Source organism: Kineosporia rhizophila, assembly GCF_021277265.1.
Taxonomy (GTDB): Bacteria; Actinomycetota; Actinomycetes; order Actinomycetales; family Kineosporiaceae; genus Kineosporia; species Kineosporia rhizophila.
On sequence record NZ_JAJSOH010000029.1, the window covers coordinates 58490 to 84984 of the forward strand.

Here is a 26495-nt window from a genome sequence, read left to right on the forward strand (position 1 = left end):
CTGACCGGACCTGCCGGTCGTCTGCCTGTCTTCTCGTCGGCCGGCGTGCTCGCTGTCCGCTTACTTGTTCAGGTCAGGTTTGGTCTGCCTGCCTGCTGCGGAGCGAGAGAGCTGCCTGCGAAGGATGAACCCGCGACCAGTGGATCGGCTGATCCGTCAACGGTGGGGGCTACGCGCGCAACGGCAGTTCTCCTCCCGGTTCCGTGGTGGAGAGTGAGACCACGGGCGGGCTGCCGAACGCTGCGGATGACCGTTCCCGGCGCGGCTGAATCACTGGCCGCGGGTGGCACTGTGCATTTGTGGATGCGCCGTAACCGCTGCGTCTGAGGGGGCGCTGTGTTTGTGGCGTGTGCTCTGTTTCTGGGTGGTGCCGTGTTTCTGAGGTGCGTGCTTCTGGGGTGGTGCGGACTTCTGGGGTGGTGCGGTCGTGAGGTGTCGCGTGTATGTGGGGTGGTGCTGTGTATGTGGGTGATCCGCCAGCTGTCTGACGGTTGCTCTGGCGCGGCCCGCTTCAGGGGCGGGCCGTCCGGCCTGGAGGACGTTCACCCTTGGTGGCTCCGGCGCAAGCCGATCTGACATCGTCGGCCGCGGGGGCTCGTCCCGTAATTCTGGTTTTCAGTTGTGGTCGGCGCCGCACGACTCCCGTGCATCGCACGGACTCCCGTGCTCGGCTCCGTCAGGGGTGGGATCTGCCGATTCGGGCTGGGCCCTCATCGCACGGTCCCGGAGGAAAAGCTGGTCTGCGCCGACTTCATGACGCCGACCTCCGTAGACGTTCAAGTGTTCAGTTGTGGATCCGTTGATGCTGAACGGTTTTCGTGACCCTGGTGCGGCCCTGCGGTGAGGGCTCGACTCGGCTGTCTCGAAAGCGCCGGTGGTGCTGGTGTTTCGGAGGAACTGGTTGAGCTGGTGGTGCTGGTGCAGTTCGCGGAGGATCTGCTGGTTGTTCAGTTGCCTTGTGCTTCAGCTGGCTTCGCGCAGCTGAGCGGTCTTGCGGGCTTCGCGACGCTCCTTGCGCTCGGCCAGGTAGATGGCCTCACGGTCTTCCTCGGTCAGGCCGCCCCACACGCCGTACGGCTCACGGACCGACAGGCCGTGCTCGCGGCACTGCTGAATCACCGGGCAGCCGGCGCAGACGGCGACCGCAGCAGCATCACGCTTGTGACGGGCCGGGCCACGCTCACCCTCGGGGTGGAAGAAGAGCTGGGGGTCGGCCTCGCGGCACGCACCCTGGTACTGCCACTCCCAGACGTCGGCGACGGGAACGGGGAGACGGGAGAGCTCGGCCATCAGATCCTCCGGGTGCTGCGGTGATCGGCCCCTCGGCCGATCGGGTGCTTGAACCTTACTAACCGAGTCAGCCATTGTTCAAGCCCTTCGCTCCGAAACTTGTTCACGAGTACTTCAAGGTGGCCGGATCCGTCCTGAAGCGGTTCGTCTGCGACGGCCCGGTAGCGGGTTGTTCAAGTACCGGGCCGCCTCCTCGGAGATGGGCTCTGACCTGCGGAAACGCTGGTCTCGCGGATCCGTGGGCGGCCCCGTGAACCACTTGCTTCACGCGCTGAACCAGGTTGTTCACGCCTGCCGAAGCGGTGCAACGGTTTGTCGGGAGTGGTGCACGAACACCTTCGGAGCGAAGCGATTCACCGGCGTGTCGACTGTCTGAAACGGTTCCGCTGCCCTTTCGTGATCTGCCGCTGAAGCGATTCGTCCCGGATGGGCGAATCGCTTCAGCGTTCCGACGGCTGCATCGCGTCAGCGCAGGAAGCCGGCCAGACGGCTCAGCGTGCTGGGCTCACGCAGGATGCTCCCGTGGCCGGCCCCCTCCATCACCAGAAGCTCGGCGTCCGGCAGTACTTTTCGGACGTGTTCGGCCGAGCGCAGCCGCTCCTCGTCCAGCGAGCCCACGATCATCAGAGTGGGCAGCGTCAGACCCTGAAGCGTTTCGTCGTCCACCCCTGGATCGTTTTCCGAACCGGCCATGTACGCGGCCAGGGCCTTGGCGTCGTTGGCCTTGAAGGCGTGCACGGTGGCCTTGTCCAGGGGCTGCCCGGTCCAGGCCTGCCAGCCCTCGAGGAACCCGGTCATGCCGCCTTCCTGCAGTGACGCGATGCAGCCGGGGAAGAAGACCCGGTCGAAGGCGCCCTCGGCCGTGCTCGGCGCTCCGGCGATGCTGACGAATCGATTCAGGCGCGAAGGATGCGCGGCAGCGAGCGAGAATCCGACCCGCCCGCCGAGCGAGTAGCCGACGTAATCGGTCACGCTCGTTTCGGTCCGGTCCAGCACAGCGACCAGATCGGCGACAAAGGCCTCCATGCCATAGGCGCTTTCATGGTGCGGCCCCTCGCTACGCCCGTGCCCCCGAAGATCCACGGTGATCACGTTGTGCGTCTTGGTGAGTTCGCGGACATACCCGAAGCCCCGCCAGATGGCTTGGGAGAGGGCAGTGCCGTGAGACATCAGGACGGTGGGGGCAGCGGGGGAGGGGGAGCCACTGGGGGAGCCGGACGAACTGGAGACGGAGCTGGCCGGCTGGGCGCCACCCTGCGGACTGAGGTCGCGGGGGAAGGTGCGGTACGCAATGCGCGTGCCGTCGACCGGGCTGATCACGGTATCCACGGCCAGGACGTTACTTGGCGGGCAGGCCAGGGCCAGGGGTGAACGGTCGGCCCAGGTTGGCATGGATGGGGAAAGGAACCGTGCCTCAGCGGCTCCTTGGTCCGGCGACTCGCACCTGGAAGCGGATGACAGTCGCCGATCCAGCGGCCGCCGACCGTACAAGCCACCACTACGCAACCTTCTCGCTGCGACGCTGATCCCTGGACCGGGCCAGCCCACAGCAGCCAGGCCAGGGGTGCGGGCTGGACGCCAAAGTGTGCATCTGGTTCACCTGGTACCAGGTGTACACGATGTACACGTCGTCCTGTGGCGACCGCGGGCTGCATACCGGCCTGACCGGGAGCCGTGGGTAAGGGACCGGGGCGAAGAACCGGGGGTGAGGAACCCGTGGGCGAGAAACCCGTGGGCGCGGGACCCGTGGGCGAGGGACCCGTGGGGCGGGAGCATGTCGGGAGACCAGTGGCGAGGGGCCGGAGGCGGAAGAGCGGGGCGGGGTGAGGGACCTGTGGGCGGGAGAACGGGGTTGAAGAACCCGTGGGCGCGGGACCGGGTTAGGGGCCCGTGGGCGGGAGAGCGAGGGTGAGGACAGCGGGGCGAGAGGCCAGAGACCAGGGGTGGGGGCGAGGGACCGGGAGATGGGGCCGACGGGGTCGACGTGGTCGCGGCGGCGGTCGGCCACTTTGCGGTGTGTGCGAGGCAGCGACTGGCCTCCGACGAGGAGCGCAAGCGGTACATGTTGCACGAGGATCCGCGCGCACCTTGTCTCCTGGCCCCCGACTGGTCCCGGGCTCGAGGGTCCGCGCACTTTCCTCCTCGGGCCTGGACCGGTCCGAGGCCCTTTACGTGCGTGGGGCCTCCCTCGCCATCAGTCGGGAGGCGCTGTGGGTGGGGCTTTCCGGCTGCGACACACCCCGGCTCCACTGCGGGCCGGGAAGGTGAGTTCGGAGACGGGGCCGGGAGACGGGCCGGCCGCGGCTGAGGGGCGGCGCGCTGGCCGGCCGCGGGCGGCGCCCGCTCGGTCCTGTGCCCTGCCCATGGCCTGCTGCAAGGGACGCAGGTATTCCGGACCAGTCACTGCGGATCGGTCAGATCGGGCCGAGAGCAGGTCAGGTATTTCGGGCATCGAGATCCGCGTGTGAAAGTTCGCGTGTGATGGGCTCTTGGCCCGCGGGCCGGGCCAAGAGCCCCTTCCTGCATCCCTGGAACGAAACCCGCGCCACCCGGGCCCGGGCCCGCCTGAACGCCGACCTGCCGCCGCGCTGCCGGGTAGGGCCTCAATGTCGGCCTGGGTCGGCAGGTCCGGGTCCTGGTCCTGGATGGGTATCGAAGCTGGTGCCCGGGGTGGGGTCGAAGCTGGTGTCCGGGGGGGAAGTTGGTTCAGTAGCGCGGGATCTCGGGGGAGTCGGAGTCGAGGGGGACGGCGTTGCCGCGGACCAGGCCCAGTTCGGCCGATTCTCGGGTCAGCAGGGTGTTGAGGGCCCACTCGCTGGCGGTGCGGACGCGGTTGCCTGGCATTGAGAGCAGGTGGTAGCCGCGGGTGACGGCCTTGGCGGGGAGGCCGGCCAGGGGGATCTGCAGGGGGTTGGCCGCGGCCTGGGTGCCGCCGAGGTCGACCACGAAGCCGAGGTCGTGGTGCTTGTAGGGGCGGCGCTCGCCCTGCCCGAACGAGGCGGCGACGTTATGGGCGGCGAGTTTGCCCTGTCGGGTGGCGTGCTGCGCGGTCATGGCGGTGACCTCGCCGGGCCGGGTGAGGTCGGGCACGGCCGCGATGTCCCCGGCGGCGAAGAGCTCGGGATGCCCTGGCACGTTGAGGTATTCGTCGACCACCAGGCGGCCCTTCTCGAGGGGGAGGTCGAGGCCGCTGACGACCGGGTCGGGGCGCACGCCGACGCACCAGATCAGGGTGCGGGTGGGGACGAAGTCGCCGTTGGTGAGGTGAACGCCTTCTGCTGTAGCCTCTTTCACCGAGATGCCCATCAGCACCTCGACCCCGCGCTGCCGTAGCACCTTGTCGGAGGCCTCGGAGAGGCGCCGGTCGAGGGTGGGCAGAACCCGCTCGGCGGTGTCGAGCAGCAGCCAGCGGGCCTTCTGCCCGGCCAGGCGCGGCCGGTCGCCGAGCAGGACGTCGGTGATGAGCGGGCCCTGGGCGGCCACCTCGGTGCCGGTGTAACCGGCCCCGACCACCACGAACGTGCTGCGCTGGTCGCGCTCGGCCCGGTCTTCCGTGGTGTCGGCGAGCGCGATCTGGCGGGTGATGTGGTCGCGGAGGTAGACGGCCTCGGGAATGCCCCGGAAGCCGTGCGCGTACTCGCTGATGCCCGGCACCGGCAGCAGCTTGTTGACGCTGCCGGCGGCCATGACCAGCCGGTCGTAACCGAGGGTGCCGGAACGCTTCTCGGCATCGACGTAGGTCAGGGTGCGGGCCTGCAGATCGACGCTCTCGATCGACCCCAGCACCAGCCGCACCTTGGGCAGGGCCCGGGAGAGGGACACCGCGATACGTCGGGGGTCGAGGGTGCCGGCCGCGACCTCGGGCAGCAGCGGAAGGTAGAGGAAGTAGTTCGTCGGGTTGATCAGCACGATCTCGGCCGACTCGCCCGCGAGCCGACTCAGCCCGCGGGCGGCCTCGAAACCGGCGAAGCCCGCTCCGACGACGATGATTCTGGCGCGCCGGCGCTGGGCGAAAGCAGCATCGGTGATCATGGGACGACCCTATGCGGCTTATCGGTTCTACGCCGCCTGCGATGCTTCCAGCCGCAACAGGGCCTGCTTGGCAGTGACGCCCCCGACGTACTGCCCCATGCTGCCGTCGCTGCGGACGACCCGGTGGCAGGGCACCACCACCGGCAGCGGGTTACGGGCGCAGGCCGTGCCGACGGCGCGGACGGCCCGCGGGCTGCCCGCGGCGGCGGCCACCGTGGCGTAGCTGGCGGTGCTGCCGTAGGCGATGGCCTGCAGATGGGCCAGCACCGTGTGCCGGAAGCCGCTGGCCAGGCTCAGATCGAGTGGGAGGTCGAAACTGTGCCGGTCGCCGCGCAGGTATTCACCGATCTGCTGGGCGGCCTGGTCGAGGCGCTCGGGGGCGTGCAGGAGCCGCGGGCCGATGCGCTCGGCCAGGTCGGCCAGCACCTGGTCGTGCCCCTCGACGGCGTAGGCCACCCGCACCAGGCCCACCGGTGTGGCGGCCAGCAGCAGCGGGCCGAGCTCGGTGTCGATGGTGCGGTAGACCACGTCGAGCAGGCCCCGCTCACCGGCGGCGTGGGCCAGACGAGCGCGCAGCCGGCTCTGGTGGTCGGCGACCCCCTCGCCGCCCTCGGCCAGGCCGCGATCGAGGAAGTCGGTCAGGGCCTGCTCGAGCACGCTGATCTCGGCCGCCTGCTCAGGCGTAGAACTGTCGGGCATGGTGTCTGCCACCTTCTCCTGTTCGAGGCGCTCGGCCAGCCCGGGGAAGAAGGGCGGCCAGAGCTTCGCGGTCTTGGTCATGACGTCTCCTGGGGCTGAAGGATGCTGCGCAGTGCGGCGATGCCGTCGGAGGCGGCGCGACGGGCGGCCACGACCGAGCAGTTGAGCAGGGCCGCCACATCGGCATAGGGCAGCCCGGCCACGTGGTGGTACGCCACGGCCTGGCGTTGCCGCAGGGGCAGGGCGAGCACGGCCGGCCAGGGATCGAGGGCATCGGCCTGGTGCGGGAGGGACGCCAGGGCTCCGTCCAGCCCTTGTGCGAGGGCCTGCCCGAGAGCGACCTCGTCTACCGGTTCGGGGTGCTCGGGCGGATCGTTGCCCGCGTGCGCCTGGGCCACCGGCACCGGCCCCCGGGAGAGGTGGCGCAACTGGTCGACGGCCTTGCGGTGCGCGATGGTGACCAGCCAGGCCTCGACATTGCTGTCGGGCTGGAGGCCGGGATAGGCCTGCAGCGCGGCCAGGAAGGTTTCTGACCAGGCATCGTCGGCGGCGACGGGCCCCACGACGGCGCGGCAGACCCGCAGGACCGTGGGGCCATGGCGTTCGACCACGCTCTCGAAGGGTTCTCGCTTCACACTAGGTAAACGCGGGCAGCACCGCGGATGTGAGGTCGGCGGGCAAACTTTTCCGGAGACGCGGATGCAGGGCTGCAATCAGCTCTGGACGAGGCCGGGCAGCATCAGCCGGAGCGGGTTCCAGCTGACGCTGCCCGTGGCGGACGGCGGGGAAACCCGTCAGACCTGCCGCGCGGTCAGGAAACGGGTCAGGTCCATCAGCTCGTCGCGGACCGACTGCTCCATCGGCACCGACTCCAGGGCCTGGTTCGCCTTCTCCACCTCGCGCTCGGCCTCGGAGAGCGCCCAGTCCCGCCCACCGGCATCGGCCAGCACACCGGCCACCCGCTCGAGTTCGGCCTCGGCCGGCCCGCCTTCCGGTTCGCTCGAACCCAGCCAGTCCACCACCGCCCGGGCCGGCGCCCCACCGGCGCTCAGCACGTAGGTGACCGGCAGCGACTTCTTCCGGGTACGCAGGTCCGACAGCACGGGCTTGCCGGTCACCGCTGCGTCGCCCCAGATGCCCAGCACGTCGTCCACCAGTTGGAAGGCCATCCCGACGTGCGCGCCATAGGCGCCCAGAGCGTCCACCATTTTCTCGTCGCCCCCACCCAACAGGCCGCCGATCCGCGCACTGGCCGACAACAGCGCGCCCGTCTTGCCCGCCGCCATGGCCCGGCACTCGTCCAGCTCGATCCAGCTGCGCCGCTCGAAGGCCAGGTCTTCGGTCTGCCCCCGGATCAGCTCACGCACCGCCCGGCCGAGCGCCGCGGAGGCCCGGGAGTCGCTGGGCAGCAGCACCTCCTGAGCCAGATTCAACAGCGCATCGCCGGTCAGGATGGCCGCCGGCACACCCCACAGCGCCCAGACCGTGGGCCGGTGCCGACGCTCGGTGTCGCCGTCCATCACGTCGTCGTGGATCAGGGAGAAGTTGTGCACCAGCTCCACCGAGACAGCTCCGGGCAACGCCGCCTCGGCCCCCGCCGAACAGGCCTGGGCCGCCAGCATCACCACGGTGGGCCGCACCGCCTTGCCCGCCGTACCCTCGCGGGGCGTTCCATCGGCCTCGGTCCAGCCCAGGTGGTACTCGGTGATGGACCGGTTCGCCGGGTCCAGCCGCGCCACCGCCTCCCGCATCGCGGGTTCCACCAGAGCACGGGTGCGATTGAGGGCGGGGGGAACGGATGCTGCTGCCTCAATGCTCATACCGGAGCCTCCTGCGGCGCTGATGGGGAACCGTGACGCGGAGTGCAGCCAAACGTCCGTTGATCATCCGGAGTTCCGTGAGCAACCCGTTCAGGGTTGCTCGCACACCGTGGTCCCGCCTGTTGACAGGGCCCACAACTCCGCTCAAAGACATTCATACGCACCTCCCGCGCAGGTTCGGTGCGGACGGGCGGCCGGATTGCTCGGACGCCGACAAATTTCCGGGGCATTGCCGGACCGGTATGCGCGCAGTCCGCAGCGCCCGTTACGTATGCGTCCGGTCCTCCGACATGGTTCGATGCCGAAGTGAACTCCATCAGTCGGGGCTGGCTGTTCATCGTGCTCTTCGCGCTGGTCGCCATCGTGGTGCTGCTCGCGCGCGGATACGGCGGCCAGGGGGACATCGAGGGCTCGGTCGACGTCGGCCCGACCGGCACCACCAACCCCGCGCTGCCCTACGCCGGCGCTGCCGAAGTGCCCTACGACGACGAGGCCCCGGCGGACGAGACCGACGAGGACGACGAGGAAGAGGACGAGCCGGCGCCCGCTCCCACCCGGGTCACCGGCCAGCCGGCGAACACGGTCTACGCGGCCGGCGACCAGATCTTGCCGCTCTCGGGTGACAGCAGTGACCTGGCGGCCTACGTCGGGCAGCGGGCGACCGCCCGGGGGATCCCGGTGCAGTCGGTGGTCGCCGACGAGGGGTTCTGGGTGGGTAGGGCGAACGACCGGATCTGGGTGCAGCTGACCGGGCGGCCGCCGGAGTCGACCTACCACGTGGAGCGCGGTGACGAGGTGACCTTCGCTGGTGAGGTGGTTGCGCACAACGCCGGATTCGCCGACGAGGTGGGCGTGAACCAGGCCGAGGGAGCACGCTCGCTGACCTCCCAGGGTGCCCACATCGAGGTGCAGAAGCGCACTTTGGCGCTGGCGCCCTGACTCACCCGTCCGGTGCCGCCCGAACTTGAACCCTTAAGCAGGAGCATCACCCGGAAGGCCCAGAGAACAGCCCTCCGTTGATGCTCAGGCCACGGCCCACGGTGTCGATACCCACTGGGTGCCTCTCGCATCGACGGTCCTCGGGACGACACTCGCACCCGAGAAGATCGACCCCCAGCCCCGGACGGCCCGCCCCGAGTTCCGCCCGGACATCGAGGGTCTGCGCGCGGTGGCGATCATCCTGGTGGTGCTCTACCACTGCGGGATCAACGCGGTCAGCGGTGGCTACGTCGGGGTCGACGTCTTCTTCGTCATCTCCGGCTTCCTGATCACCGGTCACCTGGCGCGTGAGGTGGAGACCACCGGCCGGCTGCACATCGGCCGGTTCTACGCCCGTCGCGCGATGCGCCTGTTGCCCGCGGCCACCCTGACCATCGTTGCCACGCTGCTGGCGGCCTGGTGGTGGCTGCCCTCGGTGCGGCTGAAGGACATCGCCACCGACGGTCTGGCCGCCACCGGCTACGTGCTGAACTACCGGCTGGCCGCGACCGGCACCGAGTACAGCGGCGAGGGCGAGATGCCCTCTCCGCTGCAGCACTTCTGGTCGCTGGCCGTGGAGGAGCAGTTCTACCTGGTCATCCCGTTGCTGCTGCTGGCGACCGCGGTGCTGCTGCGACGTAAGGCGGCCTTCGTCGGGCTGGTCGCGGTGATCACGGCGGCCTCGTTCGCCTGGTCGGTCGCCTCGACCGACAGCAACGGCGTCTGGGCCTACTTCGGCGCACCCACCCGGGCCTGGGAACTGGGCGTGGGGGCGCTGCTCGCCCTGGCCCTGCCCCACATGCCCCGCCTGCCCGACGCCCTGGCCACGCTGCTTCGCCTGGGTGGCCTGGCCGCGATCGTGGCCGCGGCGATGATGTTCGACGACCGCACCCCCTTCCCCGGTCATCACGCCGCGCTGCCGGTGATGGGCGCCTTCGTGGTGATCGCCGCGGGCCGGGCCAGCAGCGGCCGGCTGCTCAGCCACGGTGTGCTGAAGGCGATCGGGGCCCGCTCCTACTCCTGGTACCTCTGGCACTGGCCGGTGCTGCTGATCGCCCCGTTCGTGCTGGACGAGGAGCTCGAAGTCCCCGGGAAGCTGGCCGCGGCCGGCTTCGCCTACCTGCTGGCCGTGCTCAGCTTCGCGATGATCGAGCGCCCCCTGCACGAACTCGGCCGGGAACGCGAGGGTTGGGGCCGCAACGCGATCACCGGCGTGGGCCTGATGGCCGTGGCCGCCGTGTTCTCCCTGCTCGTACCCGTGTTTCCCGACCGCACGCCGACCGGCACCGTGAACGCGGGCAAGCTCGAGCTCACCGGCAGCGCCACGGCCCGGGAGAAGCAGTTGGAGAAGAAGCTGAACGCGGCGATGGAGAACGACGAGCTGCCCAAGAACCTCACCCCGACGCTCAAGAACGCCGCGCGCGACCTCCCGCCCGTCTACCACAACGGGTGCCACCGCGAGCTCGAAGGCGTCACCGCCCCGCGCTCCTGCGAGAGCTTCGGCGACCCCAAGGGCAAGAAGCAGGTGGTCCTGCTCGGCGACTCGCACGCCGCGCAGTGGTGGCCGGCCCTGGACAAGATCGCCAAGGAACGGCACTGGCGCTTCGCCAGTTTCACCAAGAGCGCCTGCACCGCCGCCGACGTGACGATCTACCTGGAACTGGTGAAGCGGAACTACAACGAGTGCATCGAGTGGCGCAAGAACATGATCGCCCGGATCCAGGAGATGAAGCCCGAGCTGGTGGTGATGTCGGCCAACGCGGACGGCGGCGAGGCGCTGAACGGCAAGGGCTCGCAGGACGAGCGCTGGGTGGACGGCTGGCGCCGTAACGCCGAGGCGGTCCAGCGCTCCGGCGCCAAGGTGGTCTACCTGGACGACAGTGCCTGGCCCGCGGTGAACGTGCCGGAGTGCCTGTCCACCAAGCCCACCGAGATCTCCGAGTGCGCGGCCACGGAGCGCCAGGCCACCACCGCGCCCGACCGCAGGCAGATGATCAAGGACATGATCGAGGACATCGGGGGCACCGCGGTCGACCCGATGCCGTGGTTCTGCGCCCCCAAGGGCTGCCCCGTGGTGGTCGGCAACACCCTCGTCTACCTCGACGACAGCCACGTGACCACGGCCTACACCAAGACGCTGGCGCCGATCCTGGCCGAGCGGATCAAGCTGAAGTGATCACTCGTTCACCCAGCCGTGCCGCCGCGCCATCGTCACCACCGCACTACGCAGCTGGGTGATCTGCGCGCCGGTCATGCTCGGCACCGACTCCAGGCACAGCTCCACCAGTTCGCTGCCCAGAGCGTCGGCCGACACCGTCTCGCGCGCAGCGCGTTCGGACCCGTTGGCCGAGCGCTGCGGTGCGATGGCGGGGGCGCCGTGGGTGGCGGCAGCCGCCACGGTGGCCGGGGTAGGCACGGGCGGGGCGACAGTGGCCACCGACGAGGACGGAGAGGCCCCGTTGCTCGCGTGCGGTTGCGCCGCGGAGGAGTGCGCGGCAATCGCCTGCTGGGGCTGTATGGCGGGCCCGTGGGTGGCCGCGGCCTGGACCGCGGGTGAGGGCAGCGGTTTGACGGGGCTGCCCGGCATGGTTGCCGGGGAGGGGCCGGTGGGGGGCGTGGGCACGGCGGCGGGGGTGACAGAGGACGTCTGTGCCGCCTGGGGTGCCTGAGGTTTCGTGACGCCGTTGGCCGGGGTGGGTGAGCCCGCCCGGCCCTTGATCACGCGCACACCGGTGGCCTTGAGCCCGCGCTCGCCCTCGATCACGTCGAACTCGACGGGAACTCCGGGGTGGTACTGGTGTTTTTCTGCGAGCAGCGCGTTGGCATGCAGAAAGACGTCTTCACCCCCGGAGTCCGGAGCAATGAAGCCGTATCCACGAATTTCGTCGAACCGCAGTATCTTTCCTGTCGCCACAGCAGTCGCATCCTTCTCGTCATCGCCGAACGCGAGGTGGTCGATAATAGCGGATCCACGGCTCGCGAAATCGCTCCTGAGACACTCTTCCAGATAACAGAATGCCAGGTCAGGAGGGTTGCGAGAACGCGCCGGGAAGAGCCGGAAATGACCCGCGAGTATCGGTGGGTATAACGATGTCAACGATCTTGCGGATGATGTTCAGGCGGGTGGGAAATCCCCCGAACGGCCTGAGGCAAGAGCCCGGAATCGTGAGATCAGATCAGCCTGGTGGGGCGGGAGAAACGCCTGTGCCGCAGCAGTCGCGTCGTCGTAGGCGGAGATCAGGAGTTTCCGGGCGATCGGCTGCCCGGTGCTCTCGATCAGCGTGAGCGTGGCCAGCGTCAAAGCGAAGCGCAGGCGCGGCGGAAGAGCGGCGGTGTGCAGTTCTCCGCCCTTGCGTAAGTTCGGCACGCACTCGCTCAGAGCACTCATCGCCGCGGACGCCAGCGCGTGCCGCGCCTGGGGGTCCGATTCCCGGGCACAGGCCAGCAGCGTGTTCTCGGCGTGCGTGATGCGGGGGTCGGGCTCGGGGTCCCGGCCGTGGATGACTTCCAGCCGGTCGAGCTCGGCGTGCTCCCGCGGGGCGTCGTCGGCCTCGGCAAGCTCATGAGCGCGGGCGGGGGAGACCGTCTGTTGGGGGCCGGTGGGATTACGGACGTTTGGCGCGCCGAGCTGGGGTAGCTGCGGTTGGCCCGGGGTTGGCTGTCGGCGCGGGGGCCGCGCGGCTTGCGCAGGGGGCCGGTTCCAGGGGGCGGGATTGCGCGGCTGAGTCTTGTTTGAAGACGTCCTTGGGCTCGCCTTCGGGCGCGGGGGAGGTGCTGCTTCGGTGGGGGCTGCGCTCACAGCCGTGCGTGGTGCTGACCTTCCGGCTGACGAGTAACCGCCGCTCGTGTAGCCACCGCTGGTGAAACCGCCCTGCGTGAAGCGGGGTGCGACCTGGTCCCCACGCTCGGGCCGACGCGGGCGCGGCGCCGAACGCGTTCCCCGAGGGCGGGTGCGGCGGGGCTGCGGCGGTTCCGGAGGGGCCTCGAGCACGGCCGGAACCGGGGCAGCGGGAACGGGTTCGGCCTTGCGGGCGACGGGCGGGCGCGGGGCCGGCGTCGGCTGGGCCTGCTCGAACAGTGGTGAAGGCGCGAAGTCCGGGGTCTTGGCGAACGAGGAGATCCGCCGGGCCAGCGCGTCCGGATGCAGCACCCGGTAGCGCGGTGAGGTGGGCTGCGCCTGATGGCGGGCGATCCGCTTGGCGAAGAGGTCGGGATGCTCGTCGAGCACCAGCATCACCCGCTCTTCGTCGGTGTGGCAGTACTCGGCCAGCGTCGCAGCGTCGAACTCCTGCAGGCCGGCGGCGGTCGACAGCACGTCCACGTCGATCACGCGAAGGCCCCCTCAGGCGTTGTGACTACACCCTGCTTCAAGATGTGTCATTTTCTCGACGCACAGTGATGTCTGCGGCATCGACACGCCCTGGACGCCTGGGACTGGGGAGATTCGGCTGTTCGGCTGGGACAAAAGTGCCGCGGGGCGGAACGCGCCGATCGCGCACTCCGCCCCGCGGCAGCTGGTCGAACCGGGTTACTGACCAAGCAGTTTCCGGACCTCACCGGCGATCTGGAGATCCTCGCGGGCGGTGACCACAAACGTCCTCACCTTGGCGTCCGGACCGCTGATCTCCTGGTCCTCACCCCGCGTGCGGGCGTTCACGTCCTGGTCCACCGCGACCCCGGCCCAGCCCAGGTCCTCGGTGATCCGGCGCCGCACCAGCGCGCTGTTCTCGCCCACCCCACCGGTGAACACCAGCAGGTCGAGCCCGCCGGCCGAAGCCATCATCGAGCCGATCGAGGCCCGCAGCCGGTGGATGTACACGTCGAGCGCCAGCCCGGCCCGTTCGTCACCGGCCCTGACCCCGGCCTCCACCTCACGCATGTCCGCCGTGCCGGCCAGGGCCGTGAGGCCACCGACCCGCTCGAGCCCGTGCTGGACGTCCTTCGCCGACATCCCGGCCTGCTCCTGCAGCCACAGCACCAGGCCCGGGTCGACCGTGCCCGACCGGGTGGCCATGACCAGACCCTCGAGCGGGGTGAAGCCCATCGTCGTGTCCACGCTGACGCCCCCGGCCACCGCACTGAGCGAGGCTCCGGCGCCGAGATGGCAGATCACGATGCGCAGTTCGGACAGCGGCCGCCCGGCCAGTTCGGCCGCGCGGGCCGAGGCGTAGGCGTGGGAGAGACCGTGGAATCCGTAGCGACGGATGTCGTGGGTCTCCCGCCACTCCAGCGGGATGGGGTAGGTACTGGCCCCGGCCGAGAGCGTGGTGTGGAAGGCAGTGTCGAAACAGCCCACCGCCGGTACGTCCGGCAGGATCTCGGCCACCGCCTCCAGCCCGGCGATCGCCTTGGGCTGGTGCAGCGGGGCCAGGGCGGTGAGGCCACGCAGCTGCTCCATGACCTCACCGTCGATCCGCACCGGACCGCTGAACCGGGTGCCGCCGTGCACGATCCGGTGGCCCACCGCCTCGGGCGCCGGCCATTCCTTCAGGGCCGCCGAGAGCTCGGCCGTGTCGAAGCCGGAGCTGTCGGCCGGAAGGTCGACGGTCCCGACCGCCTCGTCGTCCTCACCCAGAAGACGTACCTTCAGGCTCGACGAGCCGGCGTTGACCACCAGAACGCGCATCGTGTTACTCCTGCTCCCTGCTGTCCGGACCGCTGCTCGTGTCGTCGGCCGCACTGCCGGCGTTGCCGGCCTCACTGTAGGGCCACGACCAGTCGGCGATCCCGGGGACGTCCTCACCGTGTTCCCGGGTGTACGAGCGGGCCTGGATGCGCAGGTCGTCCAGGTGCTGGCGGAGCTGGGCGCGGCTGCTGCCGAGCGAGGGCACCCGGTCGATCACGTCCATCGCCAGCCGGAACCGGTCCAGGTCGTTGAGCATCACCATGTCGAACGGCGTGGTGGTGGTGCCCTCCTCCTTGTAGCCGCGCACGTGGATGTTGTCGTGGTTGCGCCGCCGGTAGGTGAGCCGGTGGATCAGCGTCGGGTAGCCGTGGTAGGCGAAGACGACGGGCTTGTCCGGGGTGAACAGTGCGTCGAACTCGTTGTCGGACAGGCCGTGCGGGTGCTCGGACTCCGACTGCAGGCGCATCAGGTCGACCACGTTGACCACCCGGACCTTGAGCTCGGGCAGGTGCTGGCGCAGCAGGTCGACGGCGGCCAGGGTCTCCAGGGTCGGGATGTCGCCGGCGCAGGCCAGCACCACGTCCGGGTCGCCGTCGCAGTTCGAGGCCCAGGGCCAGATGCCCAGACCACGGGTGCAGTGCGCGATCGCCTCGTCCATCGTCAGGTAGTTGAGGGCCGGCTGCTTGCCCGCCACCACCACGTTCACGTAGTTGCGGCTGCGCAGGCAGTGGTCCATCACCGACAGCAGGGTGTTCGTGTCCGGCGGCAGGTACACCCGCACGACCTCGGCCTTCTTGTTGACCACGTGGTCGATGAAGCCCGGGTCCTGGTGCGAGAAGCCGTTGTGGTCCTGACGCCAGACGTGACTGGTCAGCAGGTAGTTCAGCGAGGGGATGGGCCGCCGCCAGGGGATCTCCTGGGTGGTCTTGAGCCACTTGGCGTGCTGGTTGAACATCGCGTCGATGATGTGGATGAAGGCTTCGTAGCAGGTGAACAGGCCGTGCCGGCCGGTCAGGTTGTAGCCCTCGAGCCAGCCCTGGCACAGGTGCTCGGACAGCACCTCCATCACCTGGCCGCTCGGGTCGAGGTGGTCGTCGCCCTCGACCCGGGAGGCGTTCCAGGCCCGGTCGCTGACCTCGAACACCGGCGAGAGCCGGTTGGAGGCGACCTCGTCCGGGCCCATCAGCCGGAAGTTGTCCGGGTTGGCCTTCATCACGTCGCGCAGCCAGATGCCCAGCTGACGGGTGGCCTCACCGGTGGCGTCGGCCGGCTTCTCCACGTCCACCGCGTAGTCGCGGAAGTCGGGCAGGCGCAGGTCACGGGTGAGCAGACCGCCGTTGGCGTGCGGGTTGGCGCTCATCCGCCGGTCGCCCTCTGGGGCCAGCGCGGCGATCTCCGGCAGCAACGAGCCGTCCGGCCCGAACAGTTCTTCGGGTTTGTAGCTGCGCAGCCACTTCTCCAGCTCGGCGCGGTGCTCGTCGTCGGTGCGGGTGCCCGACAGCGGCACCTGGTGCGAGCGCCAGGTGCCCTCGACCTTCTGGCCGTCCACACTCTTGGGCCCGGTCCAGCCCTTCGGCGTGCGCAGCACGATCATCGGCCAAGCGGGCGGCTCGTCCCCGGCCGTACCGGTGCGGGCAGCGGTCTGGATCGCCTTGATGTCGTCGAGCGCGGCCTCCAGCGCGGCGGCGAAGGCCTGGTGCACCTGGGCCGGGTCGTCACCGGCCACGATGTAGGGCTTGTGGCCGTAGCCCTCCATCAGCGAGACCAGCTGCTTCTCGGGGATCCGGGCGAGCAGCGTGGGGTTGGCGATCTTGTACCCGTTCAGGTGCAGCACCGGCAGCACCGCACCGTCGCGCCGCGGGTCGACGAACTTGTTCGAGTGCCAGCTGGCCGCCAGCGGGCCGGTCTCGGCCTCGCCGTCGCCGACCACCGTGAGGGCGATCAGGTCGGGGTTGTCGAAGATCGCGCCGTAGCCGTGCACCAGGGCGTAGCCCAGCTCGCCGCCCTCGTGGATCGAGCCCGGCGTCTCCGGGGCCACGTGGCTGGGGATACCGCCAGGGAAGGAGAACTGCCGGAACAGCTTTCGCAGGCCGGTATCGTCCTGGGTGATGCTGGAGTAGACCTCGCTGTAGGTGCCCTCGAGGTAGGCGTTCGCCACCAGTCCGGGACCGCCGTGGCCGGGGCCGGTGATGTAGATGGCGTCCAGGTCGCGCTGCTTGATCAGGCGGTTCATGTGCGCGTAGATCAGGTTCAGGCCCGGGGTGGTGCCCCAGTGGCCGAGCAGGCGGGGCTTGATGTGCTCCGGCGCCAGTGTCTCGTTCAGCAGGGGGTTGTCGAGCAGGTAGATCTGGCCCACGGACAGGTAGTTCGCCGCGCGCCAGTAGGCGTCGATGCCGGCCAGTTCCTGTTCACTCAGGGGCTCCTGGCCGGCCAGCGGGTCTCTGGTCACCGTCTCGTCGGTCATGGCGTCGGTCATTGCCGGACCGCTCCTCTCGATCTGAAGGCGTCTCCCGGCCCTGCCGGGCCGGGGGCGTGCCTCGATCCTCCCTAACCTGGGGCGGACCGCAAACGGGTCTTTCGTAACCTGCCGGCCCCTCGTTGGGCCTTTTCTCCGGTCCGGGCGTCCCGCGCATCCTGGAAACGCTCCAGTGCCGGATCGCTGATGCGAAAGCCGCCGGTTGCTCCAGCCACGGCTGGTGCCCGCCACCCTCCAGCACGGCCAGCCGTCCCTGCGGCAGTGCCTCGGCGAGTGCGGCGACCGGGGCCAGAGGACGAGGGTCGGCCGCACCGTGGATCACCAGCACGGGTGTTTCGACCGCCGCGCACTCCGCCAGTTCCGCAGGCAGGCCCCGCTCGGAAACCTGCGGCCAGAGTGCCTGGTTGCAGGCCGAATTCACCGTCAGGTCAATGCCTGCGGCCGCGTAGGCCAGTGGCTCGGCCGAGTCGCCGGGAGCGAAGTCGGGCAGCCAACGCAGAGCGCGCCACTGCACCTCCTGAGGCCAGGTGCGCACGGTGGACTCCAGTTCGCTCAGGCGGGCCTGCTGCTGGGCAGTCAGCCGGGCCTTGGCGTTGGCGTGGTAGGTCGCGCGATGGCTCGGCCAGTCGAGGCCGACGCCGTCGCAGTAGATCACCGCCTCCACCCGATCCGGGTAGCGAGAGGCGTACGTCAGGGCCAGGCTCGCCCCGAACGAGTGCCCGAACACGGTCCAGCGCTCGTGGCCGTGATGGCGCCGGAGCTCTTCCAAATCGCTGAGGTACTGGTCCAGGCGGTACTCGGTGACGGGGCCGGAGCGTCCACAGCCGCGCTGGTCGTAGCGATGTGTGCTGAACTCCTCCAGCAGATCGGCCACCGGCCCCAGGTAGTCCCACAGGCCCGGCCCGCCGTGCAGCAGCACCATCGGGGGTGCTGCCGGCCGCCACCGTGACGTGGTCCACAGCATCGCGCCGTCGCTGAGCCGCACCTGCTCTTCCTGCCCGTCCACGTACACCCCGCAATGCTCGGCGCCCGGCCGCGAGATCGCGACCGGGCGCCGGTGAAAGGTTGTGCGTCAGGCCTTCTCGGGCAGCTTACCCTGGAAGACCTGGTCCTTGCCCGCCCCGCCGACCAGCTTGTCCTTGCCGCTCTCGCCGGCGATCACGTCGTCGCCCTGGTTGCCGTAGATGGAGTCCTTGCCCGCCCCGCCGAGCAGACCGTCGTCACCCTTGCCGCCGCTGATCCAGTCGTTGCCGCCGTTGCCCCCGATGACGTCGCTCCCGGCGTCGCCGTACAGCTTGTCGTTGCCCCGGGCACCGACAAGGAGGTCGTTGCCGCCGTTGCCGCGGACGGTGTCGTTGCCGGCCCCACCGCTGATCTGGTCCTTCCCGGCCCCACCGCAGATGGTGTCGTTGCCGCCGGCGCCGTCGACCACGTCGTTGCCGCCGAGCGCGACGATCACGTCGGCACCCCGGGTGCCGGCGATCTTGTCGGCGCCGGCGGTACCGACGATCGTGGCCCGCTTGCCGTCACACCTGGGGGTGGCCGCCTGCGCCGGGCCGGCCACGGAGAGGGCCAGACCGCCGGCCATCGCCAGGCTGCCGCCAAGAACCGCAAAACGCTTGACCTTGTTCACGAACCGCTCCTGAGATCGGGTCTTGTGTTGCACCGCGTGGATCAGCTGCAGTGCTGTGAAAGCTAGGGGCAGTCCGAAGGGTCCGCAATTGGAGATCTTGGGGCGATTGCATCGGTTCGAGAAGAAAATGGAAGACGTCCGAAAGTTCCCTCGAGGGGGTCGCAATCCGGTCTCGGTTGCCGCTGTGGCCGCAATTCCCGCGGGCATGGTGGCGGCCCGGTGTTCCCCGCCGGGACAGCAAGAATCCCCGGAGAGGGCGGTCTCCAGGGATTCACACCAGGTTCTGGTCACTCACCCGCCGCAACGGCGGGAAGTGGGAGTCAGGCGTCGTAGTTGTCCCGGCTGCCGGACTTGGCCAGGCCTCGCGCCACCATGTAGCCGATGGTCAGGTAGGTGATGTAGCGCAGCGCGTCGTTGGCGCTGAACGGGTCGGGGGTCTGGCCGTCATTGGCCGTGTCGCTGCTTCCGACGACCAGCGCCGTGATGGCCACGGCAAGGATGGCGACGACGAAGACGATGAGCTCGGTGGTCTTGGTCGAGGCCTTCGTCTCGGTGCTCAGCCGCCGGGGTGCCCGGTAGTCGTCGACGGTCGAGGGGGCGGACGCAGCAGAATATTCAGTCACAGGTACTCCTTGGTATTTGCTCGGCAGTCAGGCCGCCGGCTGGCCGGTGAAAAAGCCTTGAACGGCTTTTCCTCACTGTTGGGAACACTACGTCGAAATGGGCATCGGCGCCTTCTGAGATGTTCCGGACCGGTCCCGGATTTTCGCCGGTGATCATCCGGGACGAAAGAAATCGGGTGAGACGGCTTTTCCGGAGCTGATCATTTTGCCTCGATCTTCGCGTAAAGACTTGCGGTGCAGTGCTTTCTGAAATAAGTACACATTCTGAGCCGGTTCTGATCACTGCAGTGGCGCGGCCGAGCTTCTGTACAGTTATCGGCCCGGCCGAGTACGCTGATCGTGCAACTCGCTGCCCCGGTCCCGGCGGCTCCTCCTCCTGCGCGCACCTGTGGAGTCCGGGTCATGCTCAAATCCAGTCAGCCCAAATTGTTCGCGGTGGACCGACCGCCCCGGCCGCTGGTCGTGCAGGACCAATCTGTCACCGTGAGTTTTTCCGGTGATCTGAGAGCCTCCGGTGTCCCCGTGATGCGGCTGCACCTACTCAGCCTGGCCTGCGAGGACGGGCCGGGGGAGATCGTGGTCGATCTTTCCGGGGTGACCTGGCTCGACCGGGACGGCATCGAGCCTCTGATCGAGGCCCGCCGCCTTCAGGTGCTGCGAGGAGCTGTGCTGCGGCTGGGCGAGATCTCCGCTGTGGCAGACCGTTTCCTCAAGGCCGAGCCGCATCTGGCGCAGATCCTCGAGGGGCCCGCGCACCCGATGACTGTGTCCGGTTCCGGGCAGCGCCCCGGCCAGGAAGCCCCCGGCTCGCAGGGCCTCCGCCTCGAGCAGGCCGAGGTGGAGACACCGCGGGACGAGATCGGGCAGGTGCGGGAAGCACTTTCGAACCGGGGAGCCCTCAGTCCGTCTCGAAGTTCGGCATCTGAGCAGGATCACTGACGATGAGCCGGGCCGTCTCGCTCAGGCGCAGATGGTGGGTCCGGCAGTAGGTTCGCAACATGGTGAACGCCTCGTCGATGGTGACCGCGCGGGCCTGGGCAATGACGCCTTTGGCCTGCTCGATGACGATGCGGCTGTTCAGTGCGCCCTGGAGTTGCTCGGTCAGGACCTGTCCGCGGCGCACCTGGCGTTCCTGCAGGATCCCGATCGTGGCCACGTCGACCAGGGCCTGCACGACCCGGACGTCGGCCGGGGCCATCGCCACCGCTGAAGCCCCGAAAAGCCCGACGCTGCCGATCACCTGCTGACGCAGCCGTAACGGGAATGCTTGCACCGAGGCGAATCCCGCCTGCAGGGCGGCCGGAGCGAACCGCGGCCAACGGGTCTCGGCCCGCCGCAGATCCGCGGCGCTCACCGCCGCACCCTGCCGGAAGCAGTCGCGGCACGGACCCTCGTCGGTCTGGATCTGGAACAGGTCCAGGAGGTGGACCCGCTCGTCCGAGGCGGCCATGAAGTGCAGCCGGTCCTCGGCATCGGCCAGCATCAGCCCGGCGGCCCGCGCCCCGGTCAGCTCGGAGACCCGCGAGGTGAGCATCTGCAGGAACTCCACCAGATCGAAGTCGTCCACCAGAGTGTCGGCCAACTCGACAAACACTTCGGACAGGCGCTCCGAGGCAATTGCACTCATCGACTGCTCATTCCCTCGTTCACCGGATCGGTGAGCGCGTCGGCTGGTCCGGTCATCCCTGATCCCGTTCCAGAGTTATTTTACGGTCGATGATGTCGCGAGCGACCTCACCGACCCTTCGGCCCTGCAGGAAGGCCTCGGCCCGGAGCCGGACGAGCGCTGCCTCGGAGTCGACCCCGAGCTGGACCTGCAGCATGCCGGCCGCCTGGTACACCTCGACCCGGTAGTGCGAGGCCTGCGTGAGCTCCTGCGCCAGTTGTTCCGAGCCGATCGAGTCGTGCACGTCGAGGAGGCCGGTCAGGGCCACCCGGGCGAACGCCTGGGCCAGTTCGAGCGCGTCGTAGGAAAGCTCTCCGGGACGGGCCCGGTACATGTCCAGGACGCCCAGCTGGGCCACCCCGATCCGCAGCGGAAAGGCGAAAACCGCTTCCACACCGTGCTGTACGGCGGCCGAGGAATAGGCCGGCCAGCGCGCGCCGGACTCCCCGGCCAGATCGGGGGCCAGCACCGGCCGGCCCTTGGCGTAGGCCTCCAGACACGGCCCTTCGCCGAGGGTGAACTGCAGTTCCTCGACCATCTTGCTGCGGGTGTCCGAGGCGGCGGCCAGGCCCTGCGAACTGCCGGCGGCCATCACGCTGATCGCGGCCCCGGTCACCGGCAGGGCCCGGGTGGCGGCTCGGCACAGGCACTGCAGCCAGGCGATGGACCCACTCATCACCCCTGGATCACAGGCCTCACGCACGATCAGGTCATGGACCCGGGCGGCGTCGTCGCCGAACGAGGTCATGCCCGGGCCGATGGCGGCGGGCGAACCTCTGACCTGTTCAGGTCAGGCATGGCGGCACCGCTTCTGGTCGTGGTCGGGGAACCGGAGCGAAGTGCACGCCTGTTCGCTGTGCCGCCAGCCTATCCGAGAAGTCGCGACCACCAGCTGAGAACCTCATCGGTACTGGCGCACCATCGGACAGGAGAACGGATCCCGGTCAGGCCGGCCGACGCTGTTCAGGTACCGGATGACGATGCCGTACGAGCTGATCAGGCTGGTCTCGGTGTAGGTCACCTGCTTGCGGTGGCAGAACTCGCGCACCAGCGGCTGGGCCCGGCGCAGATTGGGCCGGGGCATGTTCGGGAACAGGTGGTGCTCGATCTGGTAGTTCAGCCCGCCCATGGCCACGTCCGTGACCGGACCGCCGTGCACGTTGCGAGACATCAGGACCTGCCGCTGGAGGAAGTCGATCCGGGTGTCCGCAGGGACGATCGGCATGCCCTTGTGGTTCGGTGCGAACGAGGCGCCCAGCAGCAGTCCGAAGACGCCGAGCTGAACGGCGGCGAAGGCAGCAGCTTTTCCGATCGGCAGCACCGCCAGGAGCACACCCAGGTAGAGAGCGAACCGGGTGAGGATGATCGAGAGCTCCAGTCGGCGATGCGGGAGCGTGCGGTCGGCGAGCAGCGTCCGGATCCCACTGACATGCAGATTGGCGCCCTCCAGCAGGAGCAGGGGGAAGAACAGGTATCCCTGGCGCCGGGTGACCCAGGCGGCCGCACCGGTGCGGCTCAGGGCCACGGCCGGGGTCATGGCCACCGGCCCGGGGGCGATGTCGGGATCACGGTTCACCTGGTTCGGTCCGCTGTGGTGGCGGTTGTGCTTGTGCGACCACCACCCGTAGCTCAGGCCCGCGAACGCGCCGGACAGCACCCGTGCCGTCCACTCGTTCCACGCCGAGGAAGCGAAGATCTGCCGGTGCGCCGCATCGTGGCCCAGAAAGCCGAACTGGGTCACGACCACCCCCGTCACCGCGGCCACCGCCAGTTGCCACCAGGAGTTCCCCAGGATCGGCACCGCGGTCCAGCAGGCGAAGAACGCCAAGGTCAGGCCAATGATCCAGGACCAGTAGTAACCGTGGCGACGACGCAGAAGGCCAGCATCCCGGATCTCGCGGGACAGTTCGGCGTAGGCGGAGACCTGGCGTACCCGGACTGATCCGGATTCGCGGCCATCGTGCGGATCGGGCATGTGCTGCAGCTTTCGCGGGTTCGGCGGACGGTACCGCCGGGTCCGGGGCAGCAGTTCACGATAACTCCGATCCGGTGGGGCCACCTCCGCAGGCGATCTGACCTGAAAGGGGTAACGTCACGGTCATATCCAGTGCTGCCCCGGCCCCGGTGGCACTTCCCCGCAGATGTCCTGCCCGGCCCGAGCCGAAGCACTGAGAACCTGGCTGGTTTCCGGACACTGCTGATCGGCAAGGACCGACACCGGCCCGTCCGCAGGCTCGCGGTCGCCGGGCGCCACCAGTTCCCTCGTCCGGCCCGGTTCCGTCCCGGATCGTCCCACGCCCCTGCAGAGGAACGCACGGCGGTCGGCGACCGGACTCAGCAACTCGAGTTCTGTCTGGAGTCAGAGACTTTCGGCATCGCTCGGCAACCGAAGGAGCACCAAGATGAGTTCGCGCAACACGCTGATCCGGTCCATGCACGACCTCGGGGCGGCCGCCTGGCTGGGCGGCTCACTGATGGGGGCGGTGGCCCTGAACGGTGCGGCCTCGGACGTGGAGAACCCCGACGAGCGCGTCCGGATCGCCGCCGACGGCTGGGCCCGCTGGAGCCCGGTCAGTGCCGCCGCCATCGGCGCGCACCTGATCGGCGGTGCCGGCCTGATTCTGGCCAACCGTGACCGGGTGATGAACCAGAGCGGCGTGACCTCCAACACCGTCATCAAGTCGCTGGTCACCGTGGCGGCCGCCGCCACCACCGCCTACAGCGGTTTCCTGGGTGCCAAGCTCGCGGCCTCCGGGGGCACGCACGCCGAGGGGGCCACGGAGCCGGCCGCGGACACGCCGGACGAGCTTGCTTCGGCCCAGAGCCGTCTGCGCGCCCTGCAGTGGGCCATCCCCGTCCTGACCGCCGTCATCGTCGTCATGGGCGCTCAGCAGGGTGAGCAGCAGCGCCCGGGCGAGATTCTCGACGGCCGGCGGAAGAAGGCCGAGCAGCGCCGCTGATCCGGCTCGCTCTGCGAATGTCTCGTCCGGGTCGTTGCCGGGCGAAGAGCGGGACGCAGCTGGGGTGACCCAGCTGCGTCCCGCCGCACGTCCCGACAGCCCGCCCCGGACGAGACAGTGGTCGGGGGCAACCCGATGATCAGGAGTTGGTCGTGAGTCAGCGCACTTCATGGACGAGGTCGACGCAGTTGCCCGCACCGGTGGCGAGCCGCGCCGGCTGGGACGAGGTGGATCTGAGAGCGGTCGACACCGCCCGCATGCTGGCCGCCGACGCCGTGCAACAGGTCGGCAACGGCCATCCAGGCACGGCCATGAGCCTCGCCCCGGTGGCCTATCTGCTGTTCCACAACGTGATGCGCCACGATCCGGCCGACGACCAGTGGCTGGGCCGGGACCGGTTCGTTCTGTCCTGCGGGCACACCAGCCTGACCCTGTACGCCCAGCTGTACCTGTCGGGGTACGGGCTGGAACTGCCCGACCTACAGGCCTATCGCACCTGGGGATCGGCCACTCCTGGCCATCCGGAATACCGCCACACCCGTGGGGTGGAGATCACCACCGGCCCGCTGGGGCAGGGCCTGGGAAGTGCAGTGGGCATGGCGATGGCGGCGCGCCGCGAACGCGGCCTGCTGGACCCGGACACCGAACCCGGCCGCAGCCCGTTCGACCATCACGTCTACGTGCTGGTCTCGGACGGTGACATGATGGAAGGCGTTGCCGCCGAGGCGAGTTCGCTGGCCGGGCACCAGGAGCCGAGCAATCTCGTGGTGATCTACGACCAGAACCACATCTCCATCGAGGACGACACCGGCGTCTCGTTCACCGAGGACGTCGCCGGGCGTTACGAAACCTACGGCTGGCACGTGCAGACCGTGGACTGGACTCACACGGGTGAGTACGTGGAGGACGTCGACGCCCTCTTGGCCGCCGTCGAGGCCGCCAAGAGCGAGACGCGCCGCCCGTCCTTCATCGCCCTTCGCACTGTCCTGGGCTGGCCCGCCCCCACCTCGCAGAACACGTTCAAGGCGCACGGGGCGGCGCTGGGGCCCGAAGAGGTCCGGGCCACCAAGGAACTGCTCGGATTCGATCCGGAAAAGACTTTCGTGGTCGAGGACACCGTCCTGGACCGGACGCGTTCCGTCGCCGTTTCGGCCAAGCAGTCGCGTCAGGACTGGGACATCGACTTCCAGGCCTGGCAGGCGGACAACCCCGGACGGGCCGAGCTGCTCGACCGTCTGACAGCGCCCCGGCTGCCGTCCGGATGGGTCGACGCGCTGCCGGTCTTCGCCCCCGATCCCAAGGGCCTGTCCACCCGCAAGGCGTCCGGAAGCGTCCTGTCCGCGCTGGCTCCGGTGCTGCCCGAACTGTGGGGCGGCTCGGCCGACCTGGCCGAGTCGAACAACACCACGATGGCCGGCGAGCCGTCATTCCTGCCGACCGGCCGCCAGACCCGGCTCTGGCCGGGGAATCCGTACGGGCGCACCCTTCACTTCGGGGTGCGTGAGCACGCCATGGGCGCGGTCATGAACGGCATTGCGCTACAGAGCCTGACCCGCCCCTACGGCGGAACCTTCCTGACCTTCAGCGACTACATGCGCCCGGCCGTGCGGCTGGCCGCATTGATGAAGATCCCAGTGACCTACGTATGGACGCACGACTCGATCGGTCTGGGTGAGGACGGCCCCACGCACCAGCCGGTCGAGCACCTCGCCGCACTACGGGCAATTCCCGGCCTGGACGTCGTGCGCCCCGGCGACGCCAACGAAACAGCGTGGGCCTGGCGCACCATCCTCGAGCACACCGACCGCCCGGCCGGACTCATCCTTTCCCGGCAGAACCTACCGGTGCTGGACCGTTCCCGACCCGGCTTCGCCTCGGCCGAGGGAGTCGCCCGGGGCGGTTACGTCCTGGTCGACGGCGATCCGGAGGCGGCCGCCACGGTCATCCTCATCGCCACCGGGTCCGAACTGCAGATCGCCCTGGCCGCCCGGGACCTCCTGCACACCGAGGGCGTCGCCGCCCGGGTGGTGTCGATGCCGTGCCGGGAATGGTTCGACCTACAGCCCCAGGCCTACCGCGACCAGGTCCTTCCCCCCACGATGCGGGCTCGCGTCAGCATCGAGGCGGGCATCGCCCAAGGCTGGCGGGACGTGGTCGGCGACGCCGGCCGCATCGTCTCGCTCGAGCACTTCGGCGCCTCCGCAGACCAGCAGCGCCTCTACCAAGAGTTCGGCATCACGCCGGAAAACACCGTCCGGGCAGCGCTCGAGAGTCTCAGCCAGGCGACCACCAGCCAGCCCTCGGCGGGCTTCGTCCCTGCCCAGGACAGCACTGTCCCGGCGCGGGGCGGAACCGGGGACCAGTAGGGGCACGAGGATCTGATCTTTGCTCCGCGTCATCGAGGAGGCCAGCCTGCACCAGAGAATGTAGCCAGGATGATGCGGTCTGGCGTGAGACCTCGCATCGTTCGGCCACGGTGCTGATGCGGCAGTAGGCTGTTCGAAGAGCAGGTAGAGGAAGCGGGAGTCACGTGCGCCCGGAGTGGCTGCCCGGGCTCGTTCCGCAATCATCTCCTGGCAGGTGCGGATGCTTGCTTGCACCTTGATCGGTGACGCGATCACCCTGTTTCTTCATGTCGCATGCGCTGCTCACGGCGATCTCGTACCAAAGTCGACGATCCCTCGACATGCCG

Annotated in this window: 22 protein-coding genes; 5 read left to right on the forward strand and 17 right to left on the reverse strand. The window is 69.2% G+C overall.

The window, feature by feature from the left end:
• Positions 1 to 963: 963 nt before the first annotated feature.
• From LWF15_RS29495 to LWF15_RS29520, 6 genes are all read right to left on the reverse strand, one after another.
• Positions 964 to 1290: a WhiB family transcriptional regulator gene (locus LWF15_RS29495; protein WP_232814240.1), complete on the reverse strand. Its 327-nt coding sequence runs from the start codon at positions 1288 to 1290 to the stop codon at positions 964 to 966.
• A gap of 465 nt (positions 1291 to 1755) precedes the next feature.
• Positions 1756 to 2619, reverse strand: coding sequence for an alpha/beta fold hydrolase (locus LWF15_RS29500; protein ID WP_232814241.1), 864 nt, complete (start codon positions 2617 to 2619; stop codon positions 1756 to 1758).
• A gap of 1377 nt (positions 2620 to 3996) precedes the next feature.
• Positions 3997 to 5322, reverse strand: coding sequence for an NAD(P)/FAD-dependent oxidoreductase (locus LWF15_RS29505; protein WP_269811041.1), 1326 nt, complete (start codon positions 5320 to 5322; stop codon positions 3997 to 3999).
• Between the two features lie 27 nt (positions 5323 to 5349).
• Positions 5350 to 5964, reverse strand: coding sequence for a methylated-DNA--[protein]-cysteine S-methyltransferase (locus tag LWF15_RS29510; protein WP_408624279.1), 615 nt, complete (start codon positions 5962 to 5964; stop codon positions 5350 to 5352).
• A 134-nt stretch (positions 5965 to 6098) separates the two neighbouring features.
• Positions 6099 to 6656, reverse strand: a complete 558-nt coding sequence (locus LWF15_RS29515; RefSeq protein WP_352396622.1) for an RNA polymerase sigma factor — start codon at positions 6654 to 6656, stop codon at positions 6099 to 6101.
• A 159-nt stretch (positions 6657 to 6815) separates the two neighbouring features.
• The gene (locus tag LWF15_RS29520) at positions 6816 to 7841 is read right to left on the reverse strand and encodes a polyprenyl synthetase family protein (RefSeq protein WP_232814244.1); all 1026 of its coding nucleotides are present in this window, start codon (positions 7839 to 7841) and stop codon (positions 6816 to 6818) included.
• Positions 7842 to 8147: 306 nt separating this feature from the next.
• On the opposite strand from LWF15_RS29520, the gene LWF15_RS29525 reads away from it, so the two are divergent.
• The gene (locus tag LWF15_RS29525; RefSeq protein WP_232814245.1) at positions 8148 to 8780 is read left to right on the forward strand and encodes a hypothetical protein; all 633 of its coding nucleotides are present in this window, start codon (positions 8148 to 8150) and stop codon (positions 8778 to 8780) included.
• Positions 8781 to 8898: 118 nt separating this feature from the next.
• Positions 8899 to 10995 (forward strand): acyltransferase family protein, encoded by a 2097-nt coding sequence (locus LWF15_RS37915; protein ID WP_232814246.1) that lies wholly within the window; start codon positions 8899 to 8901, stop codon positions 10993 to 10995.
• On the opposite strand, the gene LWF15_RS29535 is transcribed toward LWF15_RS37915, so the two are convergent.
• The 7 genes from LWF15_RS29535 to LWF15_RS29565 all read right to left on the reverse strand — a co-directional run bounded on the left by LWF15_RS29535 (position 10996) and on the right by LWF15_RS29565 (position 19177).
• Positions 10996 to 11733, reverse strand: coding sequence for a cold shock domain-containing protein (locus tag LWF15_RS29535; protein WP_232814247.1), 738 nt, complete (start codon positions 11731 to 11733; stop codon positions 10996 to 10998). It abuts the gene before it with no gap.
• Between the two features lie 201 nt (positions 11734 to 11934).
• A complete protein-coding gene (locus LWF15_RS29540) occupies positions 11935 to 13149 on the reverse strand; it encodes a hypothetical protein (protein WP_232814248.1) in 1215 nt (404 codons plus the stop codon).
• A gap of 198 nt (positions 13150 to 13347) precedes the next feature.
• Positions 13348 to 14445, reverse strand: a complete 1098-nt coding sequence (locus LWF15_RS29545) for an acetate/propionate family kinase (protein WP_232814249.1) — start codon at positions 14443 to 14445, stop codon at positions 13348 to 13350.
• 4 nt (positions 14446 to 14449) lie between these two features.
• On the reverse strand, positions 14450 to 16921 hold the full coding sequence (locus LWF15_RS29550) for a phosphoketolase family protein (protein ID WP_232814250.1): 2472 nt from the start codon (positions 16919 to 16921) through the stop codon (positions 14450 to 14452).
• Complete coding sequence (locus LWF15_RS29555; RefSeq protein WP_232814251.1) at positions 16854 to 17933, reverse strand: alpha/beta fold hydrolase; 1080 nt, start codon at positions 17931 to 17933, stop codon at positions 16854 to 16856. The genes LWF15_RS29550 and LWF15_RS29555 overlap by 68 nt, the downstream gene beginning before the upstream one ends.
• A 60-nt stretch (positions 17934 to 17993) precedes the next feature.
• Positions 17994 to 18554, reverse strand: a complete 561-nt coding sequence (locus LWF15_RS29560) for a calcium-binding protein (RefSeq protein ID WP_232814252.1) — start codon at positions 18552 to 18554, stop codon at positions 17994 to 17996.
• Positions 18555 to 18874: 320 nt separating this feature from the next.
• The gene (locus LWF15_RS29565) at positions 18875 to 19177 is read right to left on the reverse strand and encodes a hypothetical protein (protein WP_232814253.1); all 303 of its coding nucleotides are present in this window, start codon (positions 19175 to 19177) and stop codon (positions 18875 to 18877) included.
• Between the two features lie 483 nt (positions 19178 to 19660).
• Between LWF15_RS29565 and LWF15_RS29570 the strand changes: the two genes are divergently transcribed.
• Positions 19661 to 20116, forward strand: a complete 456-nt coding sequence (locus LWF15_RS29570; protein WP_232814254.1) for an STAS domain-containing protein — start codon at positions 19661 to 19663, stop codon at positions 20114 to 20116.
• On the opposite strand, the gene LWF15_RS29575 is transcribed toward LWF15_RS29570, so the two are convergent.
• From LWF15_RS29575 to LWF15_RS29585, 3 genes are all read right to left on the reverse strand, one after another.
• Positions 20076 to 20804, reverse strand: a complete 729-nt coding sequence (locus tag LWF15_RS29575; RefSeq protein ID WP_232814255.1) for a GAF and ANTAR domain-containing protein — start codon at positions 20802 to 20804, stop codon at positions 20076 to 20078. The two genes, LWF15_RS29570 and LWF15_RS29575, sit on opposite strands and share 41 nt — an antisense overlap.
• A 52-nt stretch (positions 20805 to 20856) precedes the next feature.
• A complete protein-coding gene (locus LWF15_RS29580; RefSeq protein WP_232814256.1) occupies positions 20857 to 21591 on the reverse strand; it encodes a GAF and ANTAR domain-containing protein in 735 nt (244 codons plus the stop codon).
• A gap of 153 nt (positions 21592 to 21744) precedes the next feature.
• Complete coding sequence (locus tag LWF15_RS29585; protein ID WP_232814257.1) at positions 21745 to 22818, reverse strand: fatty acid desaturase family protein; 1074 nt, start codon at positions 22816 to 22818, stop codon at positions 21745 to 21747.
• A gap of 427 nt (positions 22819 to 23245) precedes the next feature.
• Between LWF15_RS29585 and LWF15_RS29590 the strand changes: the two genes are divergently transcribed.
• Both LWF15_RS29590 and tkt read left to right on the forward strand, forming a co-directional pair.
• The gene (locus LWF15_RS29590; RefSeq protein ID WP_232814258.1) at positions 23246 to 23803 is read left to right on the forward strand and encodes a hypothetical protein; all 558 of its coding nucleotides are present in this window, start codon (positions 23246 to 23248) and stop codon (positions 23801 to 23803) included.
• Between the two features lie 152 nt (positions 23804 to 23955).
• Entirely contained in the window at positions 23956 to 26169 is a 2214-nt protein-coding gene (gene tkt, locus LWF15_RS29595; RefSeq protein WP_232814259.1) for a transketolase, read from the forward strand.
• Here tkt and LWF15_RS38280 read toward each other — a convergent pair.
• A complete protein-coding gene (locus LWF15_RS38280) occupies positions 26078 to 26278 on the reverse strand; it encodes a hypothetical protein (protein ID WP_352396621.1) in 201 nt (66 codons plus the stop codon). The two genes, tkt and LWF15_RS38280, sit on opposite strands and share 92 nt — an antisense overlap.
• Positions 26279 to 26495 lie beyond the last annotated feature (217 nt).

Bases quoted from the DNA above. Each gene is read 5' to 3' on its own strand.
- LWF15_RS29495 (WP_232814240.1), bottom strand. From the start codon at position 1,290: ATGGCCGAGCTCTCCCGTCTCCCCGTTCCCGTCGCCGACGTCTGGGAG.
- LWF15_RS29505 (WP_269811041.1), bottom strand. From the start codon at position 5,322: ATGATCACCGATGCTGCTTTCGCCCAGCGCCGGCGCGCCAGAATCATC.
- LWF15_RS29520 (WP_232814244.1), bottom strand. From the start codon at position 7,841: ATGAGCATTGAGGCAGCAGCATCCGTTCCCCCCGCCCTCAATCGCACC.
- LWF15_RS29545 (WP_232814249.1), bottom strand. From the start codon at position 14,445: ATGCGCGTTCTGGTGGTCAACGCCGGCTCGTCGAGCCTGAAGGTACGT.
- LWF15_RS29550 (WP_232814250.1), bottom strand. From the start codon at position 16,921: ATGACCGACGCCATGACCGACGAGACGGTGACCAGAGACCCGCTGGCC.
- LWF15_RS29575 (WP_232814255.1), bottom strand. From the start codon at position 20,804: ATGAGTGCAATTGCCTCGGAGCGCCTGTCCGAAGTGTTTGTCGAGTTG.
- LWF15_RS29580 (WP_232814256.1), bottom strand. From the start codon at position 21,591: ATGACCTCGTTCGGCGACGACGCCGCCCGGGTCCATGACCTGATCGTG.
- LWF15_RS29585 (WP_232814257.1), bottom strand. From the start codon at position 22,818: ATGCCCGATCCGCACGATGGCCGCGAATCCGGATCAGTCCGGGTACGC.
- LWF15_RS29590 (WP_232814258.1), top strand. From the start codon at position 23,246: ATGAGTTCGCGCAACACGCTGATCCGGTCCATGCACGACCTCGGGGCG.